We start from the raw sequence: 14,604 nt of genomic DNA, 5'->3' as shown, positions 1-14,604 counted from the left end.
CTACCAGAGGGCAATGTCGTAAGTGATGTAGAGGCGGTTGCTGTCCCGCCCACGGGCGTAGTCGGAGCGATACACATAATTGCGCAGCTTCACCCCCAGCCCCTTGAACGAACCTTGCTGAAGCACATAGGCCAGTTCGCTGTCGCGCTCCCACTCATCGACCCGGGTCCTGGACTTGCCGCCATTGCCACTCAGGTAGCGGGAACTGAAGGTCAGGCCGGGGACACCGAGGCCAGCGAAGTTGTAGCCGTAGCCGAGCATCCAGGTCTTCTCGCCCTCTTCGATGAACTTGCCGATGCCGGCGTTACTGAAGGAGTAGACCGTGGCGCCGCTGATATACGGCAAGCCGGCATCGCCACTGAGACGCTGATAACCACCGCCAAGGGAATGCCCGGCGATCGCGTAGGTCAGTTGCCCGCTGAGCATGCGGTTGTCGATCTTTCCGTCAAAGGCCGCGCCTGAATCGGCGCTGCGAAAGTAGCGCAGGTCGCTGGTCAAGGTGCCCCGCCCCAGCGCCAGGTCATGCTGGAGGCCGACGAAGTCCTGCCGATAGAAGTTCTCAAGCTCGCCATGGAAATAGCTCAGGCGCAGGCTCTTGCTCCACTTGTATTCGGCCCCGCCGTAGCGGAAGTCCCCGGACTGGCCGCCGCTGTAGCCGTCGGGGACCAGCCCCACGCTGTCGGTGGAATCGCGCAGTTTGAAGCGCTGCAGATAGCCGCCGGTCAAGCTCAGGCCGTCGATATCCGTGCTGGTGAGCTGGGTGCCCTGATAGGTCTGCGGCAACAGACGGGCATCGTTGTAGACCAGCACCGGGGTCTTGGGCAGCAGGGTGCCGTACTTGAGCGTGGTCTTGGCCAGCCGCACCTTGGCCGTGGCGCCGGCACTGGCAAATTCGCCTGCGGCGCGACCGTCGTCGTGCACCGGCAACAGCCCCGTTCCACTGCGCCCCTTGCCGGAGTCGAGCCTGACACCCAGCAGCCCCAGGGCATCGACCCCGACCCCCAGGGTACCCGGGGTGAATCCGGACTGATAATCGAGCAGGAAACCCTGAGCCCACTCAGTGCGCTCGCTCTTGGCGCTGCGCGCAGCCTTGGCGCTGAGCCCATGTTCGTCGCGGAAGTTTTCGTTGAAATAGACGTTGCGCAGCTGCAGCTTGAGACTGCTGTCGTCGATGAATCCAGCGCCCTGGACCGCCGCCAGGGGCAGCAGGCTCAAGCTGGACAGAATCAGGGTGCGACTTTGCCAATGGCTCATGAGGTAGTTCTCGTTGTTGTTATTCAAGGCGCAGTTGTCCCTGGCGCCCTTGAAACAAGCGCGCCGGGCCACCAAAGAGGGTTTCGAACGAATCAGACGAACAGGGTCAGGGCGCCGGTCAGCAAGGCCAGGGCGGTAATCACCAGAGAGGTCAGCACCGCCCACTTCACCGTGGCCTTCTGGAAGTCGCCAATGTCACGGTCCACCATGCCCACCAGCAGCAGGGTCGAGGCCACCAGCGGGCTCATCAGGTGCACCGGCTGGCCGAGGATCGAGGCCCGGGCGATTTCCAGGGGAGAAATGCCATAGGCCGCCGCCGCGTTGGCCAGGATCGGCACCACGCCGAAGTAGTAGGCATCGTTGGACAGGACGAAGGTCAACGGCATGCTGGTCAGCGCCACCACCAGCGGGAACAGGTGGCCCCAGGACGGCGGAATCCAGTCCACCAGGGTCTGGGCCAGTGCGTCGACCATCTTGGTACCGGAGAAAATCCCGGCGAAGATCCCCGCGGCGAACACCAGCAGCACCACGGTCATGGCGTTGCCTGAATGGGCAAGAATGCGCTCCTTCTGAATGTCCAGCTGCGGGTAATTGATCATCAAGGCCAGGACAAAACCGATCAGGAACAGCACCGCCGAGTGCATCAGGCCCAGCACCAGCGCGGTCATCACCGCCACCACCAGCAGCAGGTTGACGTAGGCCAGCTTGGGCCGCTTATGCGGCGTGTCCTCCAGAATCGCCTTGATGTAGCAGTCACCGCCACCGCTTTGCAGTTGGGTATTGCCGATACGCTTGCGCTCGGCTCGGCCCAGCAGGTAGGCGGTAAACACCACCCAGGCGGCGCCGCCGATCATGGTCGGCAACAGTGGTACAAAGTACTCGCCGGCATCCAGGCCCAGGGCGGCGATGGCTCGGGTTGCCGGCCCGCCCCACGGGGTCATGCCGCTCATGATGCTCAACGACAGCATGGAGATGGTGGCGAGAATCATCGGGTTCATGCCGATGCGCTTGTACAACGGCAGCATGGCCGCGCAGGTAATCATGTAGGTGGTGGTGCCGTCGCCGTCCAGGGCGACCACCAGCGACAGCAACGCGGTGCCGATGGCGATCTTGGTCGGATCGCCATTGACCCGTTTGAGAATCTTGCGGATCAGCGGATCGAACAGCCCCGAATCGATCATCAAGCCGAAGAACAGAATGGCGAACAGCAACAGCGCCGCCGACGGCGCGACCATTTTCAGGCCGTCGAGCATCATCTTGCCGGTGCTGCCGGCAAACCCGCCGAGCACCGCGAAAATGATCGGCACCAGGGTCAACGCCACAATGGGCGACAGGCGCTTGGTCATGATCAGGAAGGTGAAGACCACCACCATGGCGAGGCCGAGTAAGGCGAGCATAAGTCGATTCTCTTGTTTTTATGGTGAGCGTGACCGGCACGCAGGCGCGGCCACCCGGGCACCGGGCGCCCCTCAGGGGCGCCCGGCACAGGTGTTGAGTCGGTACTTGGGGTAAAGCGCTGGTGCTTGGCGGGTCTAGCCGAGCTTGCTCGCCAGAGCGGCGGCTGGGCTGTCATCGGCGGCAGCAGCCTGGGCCGCAAGCGGCTGGCCATCGAGCGTGCGCAACAGCACCTGGCGGTCGCAGGCCTGCTCCGAAAGGGCGATCACCACGGTTGCCACTGCGTTGCTGGCCAGGCTGGTCAAGGCCCGGGCCTCGGACATGAAGCGATCAATACCGATCAGCAATGCCAGGCCTGCCAGGGGAATGTCATGAATCACCGTCAGGGTCGAGGCCAGGGCCACGAAACCGCTGCCGGTCACCCCGGCGGCGCCCTTGGACGACAGCAGCATGATCGCCAGCATGGTGACCACCTGCCCGGCACTCAGCTCGATATTGCACGCCTGGGCAATGAAGATCGCCGCCAGTGACAGGTAGATCGCCGTGCCGTCGAGGTTGAACGAATAGCCGGTGGGCAGCACCAGCCCTACCACGCTCTTCTTGCAGCCCAGGGCCTGGAGTTTTTCCAGCATGCGCGGCATCACCGGTTCTGTGGACGAGGTGCCGAGCACCACCAGGAACTCTTCACGCAGGTAGCGCAGCAGCTTCCAGAGGCTGAAGCCGTTGGCCCGGCAAATGCCGCCCAGCACGACGCAGACAAAGAAGCCGCAGGCGACATAGAGGGTCATGATCAGTTTGGCCAGGGCGCCCAGGGAGGTGATGCCGTACTGGCCCACCGTAAAGGCCAGGGCCCCGAAGGCGCCGACGGGGGCAAAACGCATCAGGTAGGAGAAGATCTTGAACACCATCTGCGAGGCCGACTCCAGCACCACCAGCACCGGCTTGCCGCGCTCGCCCAGGGACGACAGGGCAAACCCGCACAGCACCGCGATAAACAGCACCGGCAGCACCTCGCCCTTGTTGAAGGCACCGACAAAGGTCTCGGGAATGATGTGCATGAAGAACTCCACCACCCCCAGCTTGGCCGCCGAATCGGTGTACTGGGACAGGCCCTGGGTGCTCAAGCGGGTGGGGTCGATGTTCATCCCCGCGCCGGGCTGGAACAGGTAGACCGCCGCCAGGCCGATGAACAGGCTGATCAGGGTCAGGCCCAGGAACAGCAGCATGGTCTTGCTCAGCAGGCGCCCCAGGGAACGCTTGTCGCTCATGCCGGCGATGCCGGTGACGATGGTGCAGAACACCACGGGGGCGATCATCATCTTGATCAGCTTGATGAAGGCATCTCCCAGAGGCTTCAGGGCAATGGCTTGCGCGGCCCAGAAGTGCCCCACCAGGACCCCGAGGAACACGGCGCAGAGGATCTGGAAATAGAGCGATTTAACAACTTTCATGGCATCACCCATTTTTAGAATTGTGTTGATGCAACGCGGGTCGACAGCAACGACTAACCGGCCAGGCGCTGTGAAGCCGGCGCGTAGACATACCCGGAGAACAACCGGCGGGCGGTGCGGACCACCGAGGCGCGGATGGTCTCAGGGCTTTTTCCGCTGTAGGACAATACGACATCTATTGCCCCGCTGGGATGCTCGATACGGACCTTTTGCAGACGCGGTTCGTGGACCCCGCCCAGCATCTCGGCCGCCACACTGCCGGCGGTGACACAGGCGGTAGCCAGGCCGATGGAGCCGGTGATGGCCAGGGCCCGATGGCAGTTGTGGGGCATGAAATAGCGCACCGCGAGGGTGCCCCCCGCCCGGGCCTGGGACACCAGGACCGGCTTGGGAATCACTTTGTCGCTGACATCCCCCAGGCCCATGGCCAGCCCGGCCTTCAGGCGCAGGTTTTCCAGGCGCTTGAGAAAGTCCGCGTCGGCGTCCAGCTCGGCCGGGGTTTCATCGCCGCGCTTGCCCAGGCAGGCAGCCTGCACCAGCACCATGGGCATGGCCATGTCGATGCACGTCACGGCAATGCCGTCGATCAGGTCCTGAGGCCGGCCGGTGGGAAACAACTGGCCGGTCTTGCTGCCGGCGGCATCGAGAAAGGTCAGGGCCACCGGCGCCGCGCTGCCCGGCACGCCGTCAATGGTGGTGTCGCCTTCGTAGCTGACCTTGCCATCGGGGGTCTGGACCTGGGCATTGACCAGGGTGCCGGTGTTGAGGTTGCGAATCCGCACCTGGGTCTGTGCCCCCGTGGCCTTGACCAGCCCCTGCTCGATCGCGAAAGGCCCGACGGCGCAGAGCATGTTGCCGCAGTTGGGCGCGGTATCGACCCGCCGCTGCGACACCATGACCTGGACGAACAGATAATCGACATCCGCGTCCGGGTGCAGCGACGGACTGACGATCGCCACCTTGCTGGTTTGCGGGCTGCCGCCGCCGATGCCGTCGATTTCCAGCTCATGGCCGGAGCCCATCAGGTTGAGCAACAGCTCATCACGTTCGGACACCGCCACAGGCAGATCCCAGGCCAGAAAAAACGGCCCTTTGGAGGTGCCGCCGCGCATCAACACACAAGGAATTCGTTGCATGAACACTGACTCTTGTTGATCAATCGAGGTAATTGATGTTCTGGACACAAGAGTGTCAGGGATTAAAAAGTGTTTCCAATGCAAAGATCAGAGAGATTATTGCGTTACGAGCATGAATTAAATATCGTGTCCGGCACCGCCACACCCGACGCCCGCCTTGAGAAACCAGCATGGAATATGAGCTCCAGGACATAAGATCTTTCGTGAAAATCGCCGAACTGGGGAGTTTCCACGAAGCCGCCGACGCTTTGCACCTGTCCCAGCCCGCCCTGAGCCGACGTATGAAAAAGCTCGAAGAGGGCCTGGGCACCGCGCTCCTCGACCGCACCACGCGCAAGGTCAGCCTGACCAGCGTCGGTCGCGACTTCCTGCCCAAGGCCCGACGACTGCTGGACGACTTCGACGACTCGATCCTCAACATCCGTGAGCTGGCAGAACGGCAGATCGGTCAGGTGACCCTGGCCTGTATCCCCACGGCGGCCTTCTACTTCCTGCCGTCAGTGATCCGCCTGTATAACCTGCGCTATCCGAAAATCCGCATCCGCCTGCTCGACCTCAGCGCCAACGAGGGCCTTGAAGCGGTGCTGCGCGGCGAAGCGGACTTCGGCATCAACATGATGAGCGGCCAACACCCGGACATCGAGTTCGTGCCCCTGGTCAACGAGCCCTTTGTCCTGGCCTGCCGGCGCGACCATGAACTGGCCGAGCGCAGCTCGGTGACCTGGTCGGAACTCAGCGATTATCGCTTGATCGGCGTCGGTCGCCTGAGCGGCAACCGCATGTTGCTGGACCATGCCCTGTCCGGCTTGAGCTGGCGTCCCCAGTGGTTCTACGAGGTGCAGCACCTGTCCACGTCACTGGGCATGGTGGAGGCCGGGCTCGGGGTTTCGGCGATGCCGAGCCTGGCCATGCCGGCCGCCGATCACCCGACCCTGGTCAGCGTTCCGCTGACCGAGCCCGTGGTCAATCGCACCCTGGGGCTGGTGTCCCGGCGCGGCGCGTCGCTATCGCCGGCCGCGGAAAAATTTGTCTCGATTCTGCTGGAGCAGTGGCCGCACTGACCCGCCCGCCCCCCTGCTCTCCCGTACTCCGACGTGCCTTGCAGGGCGCACCGCCAGTCTCAGAACATCCACGCCGTTTTTATCCGGGCGCAGACTGGCAATACCAATCCGCTCATCGTCACCGACGAGCCTTTATCATCACCTGCGCCCCGTTCTCCCTGGAGTCCCCCCGATGCCCCATGAAGGCAACCTGCTACAAGCCGCCGTCGTGTTCCTCTGCGCCGCCGTGCTCATCGTGCCCCTGGCCAAGCGCCTGCAACTGGGGGCCGTGCTCGGCTACCTGCTGGCCGGGGTGCTGATCGGCCCCTCGGTGCTGGGCCTGGTGGGCAACCCCCAGAGCGTCAGCCATATCTCCGAACTGGGGGTGGTGCTGCTGTTGTTCATCATCGGCCTGGAGCTGTCGCCCAAGCGCCTGTGGGTGATGCGCAAGGCGGTGTTCGGCGTCGGCCTGGCACAGGTGCTGCTGACCGGGATGCTGATCGGCGTGGTGGCGCTGTTTCTGTTCGGCCAGTCGCTCAACAGTGCCATTGTCCTGGGCCTGGGCCTGGCCCTGTCGTCCACCGCCCTGGGCCTGCAAAGCCTGGCCGAACGCAAGGAGCTGAACAGCCCTCATGGGCGCATGGCCTTCGCCATCCTGCTGTTCCAGGACATCGCCGCCATTCCACTGATCGCCATGGTCCCGGTGCTGGCCGGTGGCGATCACCACACCAGCAGCGCCGAGGACCTGCGCCACGGCCTGCAAGTGCTGGGCAGCATCGCCGTGGTGGTGGTGGGCGGGCGCTACCTGCTGCGCCCGGTGTTTCGCATCGTGGCCAAGACCCGCTTGCCGGAAGTCTCCACCGCCACTGCCTTGCTGGTGGTGATCGGCACCGCCTGGCTGATGGACCTGGTGGGCGTGTCCATGGCCCTGGGCGCCTTCCTCGCCGGCCTGCTGCTGGCGGACTCGGAATACCGCCACGAGCTGGAAGCACAGATCGAACCCTTCAAGGGCCTGCTGCTGGGGCTGTTCTTCATCAGCGTCGGCATGGGCGCCAATATCAGCCTGCTGCTCAGCGCGCCCATCGCGGTGCTGGGCCTGACCCTGCTGCTGATCGCCCTCAAGCTGCCGCTGCTGTTCGTGGTCGGGCGCCTGGCCGGTGGCCTGGGACGCGAAAGTGCGGTGCGCCTCGGGGTGGTGCTGGCGGCGGGCGGCGAGTTCGCTTTCGTGGTGTTCAAGATCGGCCGCGACCAGGGCCTGTTCGAGCCCCGCCTGTATGACCTGCTGGTGCTGACCATCACCCTGTCCATGGCCCTCACCCCACTGCTGTTGCTGGCCTGCACCCGCTGGCTGAAACCCAAGGCCAAGCCGGTGGAAATGCCCGCCGAGTACCGCCGGATCGATTCCGACGGGCCGCGGGTGGTGATTGCCGGCATGGGCCGCATGGGGCAGATCGTGGCGCGGATCCTGCGGGCACAGAAAGTGCCCTTCGTGGCCCTGGACACCTCGGTGGAAACCATCGAACTGATCCGCAGTTTCGGCGGCATGCCGGTGTTCTACGGCGACCCGTTGCGCCCGGAGATCCTCAGCGCGGCCAAGGTCGGCGAAGCGGAGTACTTCGTCATTGCCACCGACGACCCGGAAACCAATATCAAGACTGCCGAGCAGGTCAGCCGGCTCTACCCGCACCTGAAGATCATCGCCCGGGCGCGCAACCGCCAGCACGTACACCGGCTGGTGGACCTGGGGGCCCAGGCGGTGCGGGAGACCTACTATTCCAGCCTGGAAATGAGCCGCCGCACCCTGGTGGGGCTGGGCTTGAGCCAGGCCCAGGCCGATTCGCGGATCCAGCGTTTCACCCAGCACGACGAACAACTGCTGGCGTCCCAGCATGCCGTCTACGACGACGCCGCCAAGGTCCTGCAAAGCGCCCAGGAAGCCCGCGCCGAACTGGCCCGGCTGTTCGAAGCCGACGAACAGGACGAACAGATCGAAAGCCCGCTGCCGCCGATGCGCTGAGGCGCCAGGCCCTGCGCCACCTCGCAGGAGTCGGCTTGCCGGTGAAGGCGGTCTCAAGGACGCCGGGGAATGATCTGAGGGCCGTGGTGTACCCTTCGCTGGCAAGCCAGCTCCTACAGGCCCGGCACGACACACCGTAGGAGCCGGCTTGCTGGCGAAGGCGGCCTCAGCAACACCGGAAAACGATCTGCATGACGCAACACGCCCTCCGGCGGCTACCGACAGATTCTGTCAGCAGAGGGCGTGTAGAGTGGACGCCGCCCCGGCTTTGAATGGATACGCCCCATGAGTTCTACCCAAGAGCAGGCCCCCGCCCTCAAGGAAATTTTCAACCCGCAGCGCCTGATGCATATCGCCGACGCCATGCACGCGGTGCATCCGGCCTTCGATCGCCAGGGGTTCCTGCAACGGGCCGGCCACGGCCTCGCCGAGCTGTCGCTGATGCAGCGCCTGGCCCGGGTCAGCGAGAGCCTGCACCAGGTACTGGGCCTGGACTACCCCAGCAGCCTGGAGCTGCTGCAAGCCCTGGCGCCGCGCCTGAACAGCCGCTTCGTGTGCATCTTCCTGCCCCACTACGTGGCCAGCTACGGCCTGCATGACTTCGAACTGTCCATGGCGGCGCTGAAGTATTTCACCGGCTTCGGCTCATCGGAGTTCGCCGTGCGCCACTTCTTGCGCCAGGACTGCCAGCGCACGCTGGCCGTGATGCACGAGTGGGCCACGGACAGCGATGAACACGTACGCCGCCTGGCCAGCGAAGGCAGCCGCCCGCGCCTGCCCTGGTCGTTCCGCCTGGAACAGTTGCAGGCCGACCCGCAACTGGCGGCGCCGATCCTCGAACGCCTGCGCAATGACCCCAGCCTGTACGTGCGCAAGTCGGTGGCCAACCACCTCAACGACATCACCAAAGAGCACCCGCAGTGGGTCCTGGAACGTCTTGAAGGCTGGCCCCTGGAGCAGCCGCACAGTGCCTGGATCGCCCGTCATGCCTTGCGCAGCCTGATCAAGCAGGGCGACCGCCGGGCCCTGGCGCTGATCGGCGCCGGGGCCCGGGCCGAGGTCCAGGTTTGCCGCTTCCAGGTGGCCCCCGGGCAATTGCGCCTGGGGGACAGCCTCAACCTGTCCCTGACCCTGGTCTCCACCTGCTCGCACGAACAGCGCCTGGTGGTGGATTACGCCATCGACTACGTCAAGGCCTCCGGCGCCACCGCGAGCAAGGTGTTCAAGCTCAAGACCTTCACCCTGCAAGGCCTGGCCCAGGTGGAGCTTGGCCGCAGCCAGCAGATCCGCGAACTGACCACCCGCCGCCACTATCCGGGGCGCCACGGCGTGCGATTGCTGGTCAACGGCGACCCCCTGGCCACAGGCCATTTCGACTTGCTCGTCCCCTGATCCCCAAGGAAGCCCCATGGCAATCATCAGCAAATGGGCGAAATCCATCGCCCGGGTCCTGGAAAGCAGCTTCAGCGTCAGCAGCACCATCGCCAGCCACTCCGGCGTCCTCGGTGACGCCCGGGAGAGTTTCATCCGTGACGTCCTCAAGCGCTTTCTGCCGAGCAACATCAGCATCGGTGCCGGGCAGATCATCGACTCCGAAGGGAGCATCTCCAAGCAGATCGACCTGATCATCTACCGCAACGACTTCCCCACGCTGCGTACCTTCGGCTCGGCGGACGTGTACCTGATCGAAGGGGTGATCGCCACCGTGGAGGTCAAGTCCCAACTCAACGAGAAGAGCCTGTTCGAGGCGCTGGAGAACGGCAAGTCGGTGCGCAACCTCAAGCCCTCGGTGCTGCGCCACTCCCTGGACGAGTACAGCGCCCGCATCTATGGACGCGACTATCAGAACCTGACGGTGTCGCAGATGAATTCGGTCATGGGCCTGGTGCTGCCGCCAGCCTATGTGTACGGGTATCGAGGTTACCCCGGCAGCAGCCTGGAGCTTTTGCGCAACAGCCTGAACGCCTGGCACAACATCCCCGACCGTGCCGGCGAACTGGACGTGACACTGATGCCCGAGGTCATTGCCACCCAGGGCTGTGTGACCCTGAAGAACCTCAACAACCACCTGGCCCTGCCCCGGCCCGGCGCCGCCGACCTGGAGGCCTGTCGCCAGAGCTACAACACGGCCATGTCCAGCAGCATGAGCAAGCAGGAGTTCTTCGGTTGCTTTCGCGAAAGCAACGCCGAGAGCTTCGACTACGGCATCGCCATCAAGGCCTACGAAACGCCGCTGCAATACCTGATTTCCAGCTTGCTGGAGGCGGTGACCTCACGCATCGGCTACCAGCAACTGGGGGGGACGGCGATCCAGTACAACCTGTTGAAATACCACCTGACTGAAGAGATGGAGGGCGGCTGGTCCGGCGCCGCGATCAACCTGACCCGGGTGCGTGATCCCAAGCTGGATCTGGCGGGCAAGTTCGGCTTGTGGAAGGCCGGGGCCTGAAGCGATCGACAGGGCCCGCAAACCGCGACTGGGCGCTCAGCCCGTCGTGGCCTTCGTGGGCAGCGCGATCAAGTGCTCGCTGCAGCCGAAGCCACCCACTGCGTCGTCGTACCAGAACACTTCCACCACCGCGATGCAGCCGTCATAGGACTGCCCTACCAGCGTGCCGTCGGCCTTGAACACCCGCAGGTAGCCGCCAACGCTGTAGCGCGAGCTGTCGCCATCGCCGGGCATGGTCATGGTGGGAATCCAGGTGCGCCAGCTGAACAAGCGGTACTTCTGGTAGTAGAAGGCCTGGTCGGCGCTGTAGTCGCGGCCCTGATACGGCGTGCCGTAGTAGAACGAGCCATAGGCCTGGTACGCCAGGTACAGCGCCAGCGCGGCGCCGAGAATGAGGTTGATCTTTTTCATTGCAGGGTCGTTCCTTTTACCCGTGGAAACATCAAGAAGGAGGCAGGCCCAGCATGCGCAGGCACGCCTGGACAATGGCCTCGGCCAGGGCCCGGCCATCGTCCTCGCCGGCGGCGATCACATCGTCGGTGGCGCCATGCACCCCGGCGTAGATCAGCGAAGCAATCACCCCTGGCTGGGCCAGGGACCAGCAGCCGGCGCGCTGGCCGCCTTCGAGAAGGCCCAGCAACTGCTCGAGGATCGCGTTCTTTTCCGGGTTGCCGCGGTCGTGATGATGGTGGTTGGGGTAGACGATGTCGTGCAGGCGGTAGGTGTCGAGGTAGGCCTGCACGCTGGTGCGGATCCAGCTGCTGAGCTGCGCCACCCAGTCGTCCTCGGGGCAGGCCGCCACCGCCTGCTCCAGGCGCTGCAGGTAGTGCTGGGTATAGCGTTGCCCCAGGGCCACCAGCATGTCGTTCTTGGATTGGAAGTAGTGATAGAAGGTGCCCTTGGCCACCTCGGCGCGCTCGACGATCTCGCTGATGGTGGTGGCTTCCACGCCCTGGCTGAGGAACAGGTCTTGGGCGGCGGCCATCAGCTCTTCCAGGCGTACTTCGGCCGGTTTGGTGCGCGGCCGCGGCTGGGCAGCGCGCTGGGCAACCGGGGAGGTTTTGACACTCATGAACGAATCCGGGCTGTTCGACAAAGGTCGCCATTCTAGGGGATTTGTGGGGGAAAAGAGAGTTGAGAATCTTTTTCACTCTCCATTGACCGACGGTCAGTCAAAATACTATGCTCGCCCTGCAAGCCCATTCCAGACCTTGCGGGAGATACACCATGCAGCGCTATCGTCGCCCGGCCCTGGTCGCCGCCGCCTACCTCGGGACCTTCCTGGCGTCCCTCGACATCAGCATCGTCAACGTCGCCCTGCCAACCTTGCAGCAGGCCCTGGCCACCGAGCTGGGCGGTCTGCAATGGGTGGTCAATGCCTACGCCATCTGCCTCTCGGCGTTCATGCTCTCGGCAGGCCCCCTGGGGGATCGCTTTGGTCACAAACGCTGCTGGCTGATCGGTGTGCTGCTGTTCTGCCTCGGCTCGGCGCTGTGCGCGCTGGCCCAGGAGCTTTCGCTGCTGCTGGCCGGGCGCGCAGTGCAGGGGCTGGCCGGGGCCCTGCTGATTCCCGGAGCGATGCCGATCCTCAGCCACGCCTTTCCCGAGCCTCGGCAACGGGCCCACGTGATCGGCGGCTGGTCGGCCTTCAGCGCCCTGGCCCTGATCCTCGGCCCGCTGCTGGGTGGCCTGTTGCTGGAGCACCTGGGCTGGCAGAGCATTTTCCTGATCAACCTGCCCATCGGCCTGCTGGCCCTGGCCCTGGGCGGCTGGGGCATCAGCGAGCGCAAGTACCCCCAGCACGCCGCGCTCGACCCCCAGGGCCAGATCCTCAGCGTGCTCTGCCTGGGGGCCCTGACCTACGGCCTGATCGTCGCTGGCGAGGACGGTTTCGGCAGCCGCGAGGCGCTCACCTCATTGCTGCTGGCGACGCTGGCGCTGCTGGCCCTGATCCAGGTCGAGCGTCGAGTGCAGCGGCCCCTGGTGCCCGTCACCCTGTTTCGCCAGCGGCCCTTTGCGGTGGCCAACCTGGCCTCGTTCATCCTCGGGTTTTCCTGCTACAGCAGCCTGTTCTTCTTCTCGATCTTCCTGCAGCAGATCCAGGGCTGGTCCGCCGCCGACACCGGCCTGCGCATACTCCCGCAGTTCGTGGTCACAGGCGTTGTATCGATGCTCTTTGGCCGCTTGCACCGGCGCATCCCCCTGCCCTGGCTGATGGTTGGCGGCTATGGCCTGGTAGGCCTGGCCATGAGCGCCATGGCCGGCTTCGATGCCCACACGCCCTACTGGCGGGTGGGTTCGCTGTTCGGTCTGCTGGGGCTGGGCATGGGCCTGGCGGTGCCGGCCACCGGGCTGGTGGTGATGGCCTGCGCACCGGCAGAGCGCGCCGGCATCGCCTCGGCCAGCATGAACGCCCTGCGCCAGACCGGCATGAGCGTCGGCATCGCCCTGCTCGGCAGCCTGATGAGCACCCGGGCAGTGCAAGTGCTCAGCGAATCCGGCGCCGCGGCCGGGTTCGACGGCGCCGCCGAACTGGCCCGGCAAGCGGTGACCGAACACCGCCTGCCGCTGCACGACCCGCTGTTCGCCGACCTCTATGGCGCCGCCATGACCAGCGGTTTTCGCCTGGCCATGGCCCTGGCCGGTTGCGCCAGCCTGCTGGCCATGGGGCTGTTGCTGGGAACTCGCCAGCAAGCGGTCCGCGAGCCTGCCGGCAGCCCCGGCACCAGGCCGGCTCGTTGACAAGCGCCGTGGTGGCACCGACCCTCCAGGCCCGGGACCGCTACATCCGGCCTGACGACTAAGGCGCCGTCCTCCCTGCCCGATGTCGCAAAGGCGTTGCTCAAGGTCGAATCCAGCCTGCCGCCCCAGCGCGCACTGTCCATACTCAAGGGCCTTGTCCCCTGGTAATGGAATACCCCCGTGAACCTGCCACCGGTCCTGCCTGACACCGCCCCTGCCCTGGTCAACCCGCTACGCCTGGGCCAGGACGATCTACGGCATTTCAAGGAGCGTGGCTTCATCAAGCTGCGGGGGTTGTTGACGCCTGCGGCCATCCTGCAACTGCGCGAGCTGGCCAACAGCCAACTGCGCCCGACCTCCTCGGGCACCTCGGCCCATGGCGACGGTTTCAGTCGCCTGACCCACCGGGTGACCCAGGTCGGCATCCTCGAACGCCTCTACCGGCAACCGGCCTTCGCCCAGGTGCTGACCCGCCTCAGCGGCTGCCGCCTGATCATGAGCGAGGCCCAGAGTTTCGAGCTGGGGGTGGGACGCTCGGGCTTTGCCTGGCACTACGACTCGCTGAACTTTCGCTACATCCGCCCCCAGGACCCGGCCTTCAGCCTGTGGATGCCGTTGCAGCCGATCCGCCCCGAAGTGCAAGGTGGCGGCATGGCCTGGGTGCCCCTGTCGCAATTCTCGGCCCAGGAGAATTTTCAGTTCTCGCGCCTGCTGGCAGGCAAACTGGCACGGGGCGAGTCGGTGGCCGAATTTTCCGCGCACCTGCACCAGACCTACTGCACGCCCGGGATGCTCACCGACAGCTTCGAAGCACAGCGCATCGAAGACTCGTTCGAACCCGGCGACGCCCTGCTGTTCAGCAAGTACCTGTGGCACCGCTCCAGCCCCTTGCTGGCCGGCGACCTGGAACGCCGCCAGGCTGTGACCCTGCGCCTGCTGGACTGGCGCGCATGCCTTGATCCACTGATGCAGGAAGGCGAAACCCGCAGCGCCGGAGGCCTGGGCATGGGCCTGGACGGTGGCCCGCTGAACCCAGTGTCCTACGGCTCGCGCTTCGTCGATATCACGCCCGGGGCACCGATCCGCAGCTCGGTCCATTGCGGGCCGATCCTCTGAACCA

General features: G+C 65.0%; 12 protein-coding genes. 6 read left to right on the top strand and 6 right to left on the bottom strand.

Translation table 11 applies throughout. The features are described 5' to 3' along the window. The 4 genes from KI242_RS13370 to KI242_RS13355 form a co-directional block, all read right to left on the bottom strand. Window positions 1–1,254, bottom strand: a complete 1,254-nt coding sequence (locus KI242_RS13370; RefSeq protein WP_011060797.1) for an OprD family porin — start codon at window positions 1,252–1,254, stop codon at window positions 1–3. A gap of 92 nt (window positions 1,255–1,346) precedes the next feature. Continuing rightward, on the bottom strand, window positions 1,347–2,651 hold the full coding sequence (locus KI242_RS13365; RefSeq protein WP_015635238.1) for a citrate:proton symporter: 1,305 nt from the start codon (window positions 2,649–2,651) through the stop codon (window positions 1,347–1,349). 135 nt (window positions 2,652–2,786) lie between these two features. After that, window positions 2,787–4,112, bottom strand: coding sequence for a C4-dicarboxylate transporter DctA (gene dctA / locus KI242_RS13360; protein WP_011060795.1), 1,326 nt, complete (start codon window positions 4,110–4,112; stop codon window positions 2,787–2,789). 41 nt (window positions 4,113–4,153) lie between these two features. Next, window positions 4,154–5,236 carry a 4-oxalomesaconate tautomerase gene (locus KI242_RS13355; RefSeq protein ID WP_077933913.1) on the bottom strand — a complete coding sequence of 361 codons (1,083 nt, stop codon included), beginning with the start codon at window positions 5,234–5,236 and terminating at the stop codon, window positions 4,154–4,156. A 170-nt stretch (window positions 5,237–5,406) separates the two neighbouring features. Between KI242_RS13355 and KI242_RS13350 the strand changes: the two genes are divergently transcribed. From KI242_RS13350 to KI242_RS13335, 4 genes are all read left to right on the top strand, one after another. Then, on the top strand, window positions 5,407–6,297 hold the full coding sequence (locus KI242_RS13350; RefSeq protein WP_011060793.1) for a LysR family transcriptional regulator: 891 nt from the start codon (window positions 5,407–5,409) through the stop codon (window positions 6,295–6,297). Between the two features lie 172 nt (window positions 6,298–6,469). Next, a complete protein-coding gene (locus KI242_RS13345; protein ID WP_212806246.1) occupies window positions 6,470–8,293 on the top strand; it encodes a monovalent cation:proton antiporter-2 (CPA2) family protein in 1,824 nt (607 codons plus the stop codon). A gap of 285 nt (window positions 8,294–8,578) precedes the next feature. Beyond that, complete coding sequence (locus KI242_RS13340) at window positions 8,579–9,685, top strand: DNA alkylation repair protein (RefSeq protein ID WP_212806245.1); 1,107 nt, start codon at window positions 8,579–8,581, stop codon at window positions 9,683–9,685. 16 nt (window positions 9,686–9,701) lie between these two features. Continuing rightward, on the top strand, window positions 9,702–10,742 hold the full coding sequence (locus KI242_RS13335; RefSeq protein WP_011060790.1) for a DUF6602 domain-containing protein: 1,041 nt from the start codon (window positions 9,702–9,704) through the stop codon (window positions 10,740–10,742). Between the two features lie 36 nt (window positions 10,743–10,778). Here KI242_RS13335 and KI242_RS13330 read toward each other — a convergent pair whose 3' ends face one another. Both KI242_RS13330 and KI242_RS13325 read right to left on the bottom strand, forming a co-directional pair. Then, window positions 10,779–11,153 carry a hypothetical protein gene (locus tag KI242_RS13330; RefSeq protein WP_019094398.1) on the bottom strand — a complete coding sequence of 125 codons (375 nt, stop codon included), beginning with the start codon at window positions 11,151–11,153 and terminating at the stop codon, window positions 10,779–10,781. 31 nt (window positions 11,154–11,184) lie between these two features. Next, window positions 11,185–11,814: a TetR/AcrR family transcriptional regulator gene (locus KI242_RS13325; RefSeq protein ID WP_123473590.1), complete on the bottom strand. Its 630-nt coding sequence runs from the start codon at window positions 11,812–11,814 to the stop codon at window positions 11,185–11,187. A gap of 155 nt (window positions 11,815–11,969) precedes the next feature. On the opposite strand from KI242_RS13325, the gene KI242_RS13320 reads away from it, so the two are divergent. Together KI242_RS13320 and KI242_RS13315 are read left to right on the top strand one after the other, a co-directional pair. Further along, entirely contained in the window at window positions 11,970–13,484 is a 1,515-nt protein-coding gene (locus KI242_RS13320; RefSeq protein ID WP_244868194.1) for an MFS transporter, read from the top strand. Window positions 13,485–13,664: 180 nt separating this feature from the next. Next, on the top strand, window positions 13,665–14,600 hold the full coding sequence (locus tag KI242_RS13315) for a phytanoyl-CoA dioxygenase family protein (protein WP_053150884.1): 936 nt from the start codon (window positions 13,665–13,667) through the stop codon (window positions 14,598–14,600). Window positions 14,601–14,604 lie beyond the last annotated feature (4 nt).

The organism is Pseudomonas sp. Eqa60, assembly GCF_018326405.1.
Lineage (GTDB): Bacteria > Pseudomonadota > Gammaproteobacteria > Pseudomonadales > Pseudomonadaceae > Aquipseudomonas > Aquipseudomonas protegens.
The sequence above is the reverse complement of the archived record's forward strand: the minus strand, read 5'-3'. Positions and strand labels throughout refer to the sequence as shown.

Bases quoted from the DNA above. Each gene is read 5' to 3' on its own strand.
- dctA (WP_011060795.1), bottom strand. From the start codon at position 4,112: ATGGGTGATGCCATGAAAGTTGTTAAATCGCTCTATTTCCAGATCCTC.
- KI242_RS13350 (WP_011060793.1), top strand. From the start codon at position 5,407: ATGGAATATGAGCTCCAGGACATAAGATCTTTCGTGAAAATCGCCGAA.
- KI242_RS13325 (WP_123473590.1), bottom strand. From the start codon at position 11,814: ATGAGTGTCAAAACCTCCCCGGTTGCCCAGCGCGCTGCCCAGCCGCGG.
- KI242_RS13320 (WP_244868194.1), top strand. From the start codon at position 11,970: ATGCAGCGCTATCGTCGCCCGGCCCTGGTCGCCGCCGCCTACCTCGGG.
- KI242_RS13335 (WP_011060790.1), top strand. From the start codon at position 9,702: ATGGCAATCATCAGCAAATGGGCGAAATCCATCGCCCGGGTCCTGGAA.
- KI242_RS13330 (WP_019094398.1), bottom strand. From the start codon at position 11,153: ATGAAAAAGATCAACCTCATTCTCGGCGCCGCGCTGGCGCTGTACCTG.
- KI242_RS13370 (WP_011060797.1), bottom strand. From the start codon at position 1,254: ATGAGCCATTGGCAAAGTCGCACCCTGATTCTGTCCAGCTTGAGCCTG.
- KI242_RS13355 (WP_077933913.1), bottom strand. From the start codon at position 5,236: ATGCAACGAATTCCTTGTGTGTTGATGCGCGGCGGCACCTCCAAAGGG.
- KI242_RS13345 (WP_212806246.1), top strand. From the start codon at position 6,470: ATGCCCCATGAAGGCAACCTGCTACAAGCCGCCGTCGTGTTCCTCTGC.
- KI242_RS13365 (WP_015635238.1), bottom strand. From the start codon at position 2,651: ATGCTCGCCTTACTCGGCCTCGCCATGGTGGTGGTCTTCACCTTCCTG.
- KI242_RS13340 (WP_212806245.1), top strand. From the start codon at position 8,579: ATGAGTTCTACCCAAGAGCAGGCCCCCGCCCTCAAGGAAATTTTCAAC.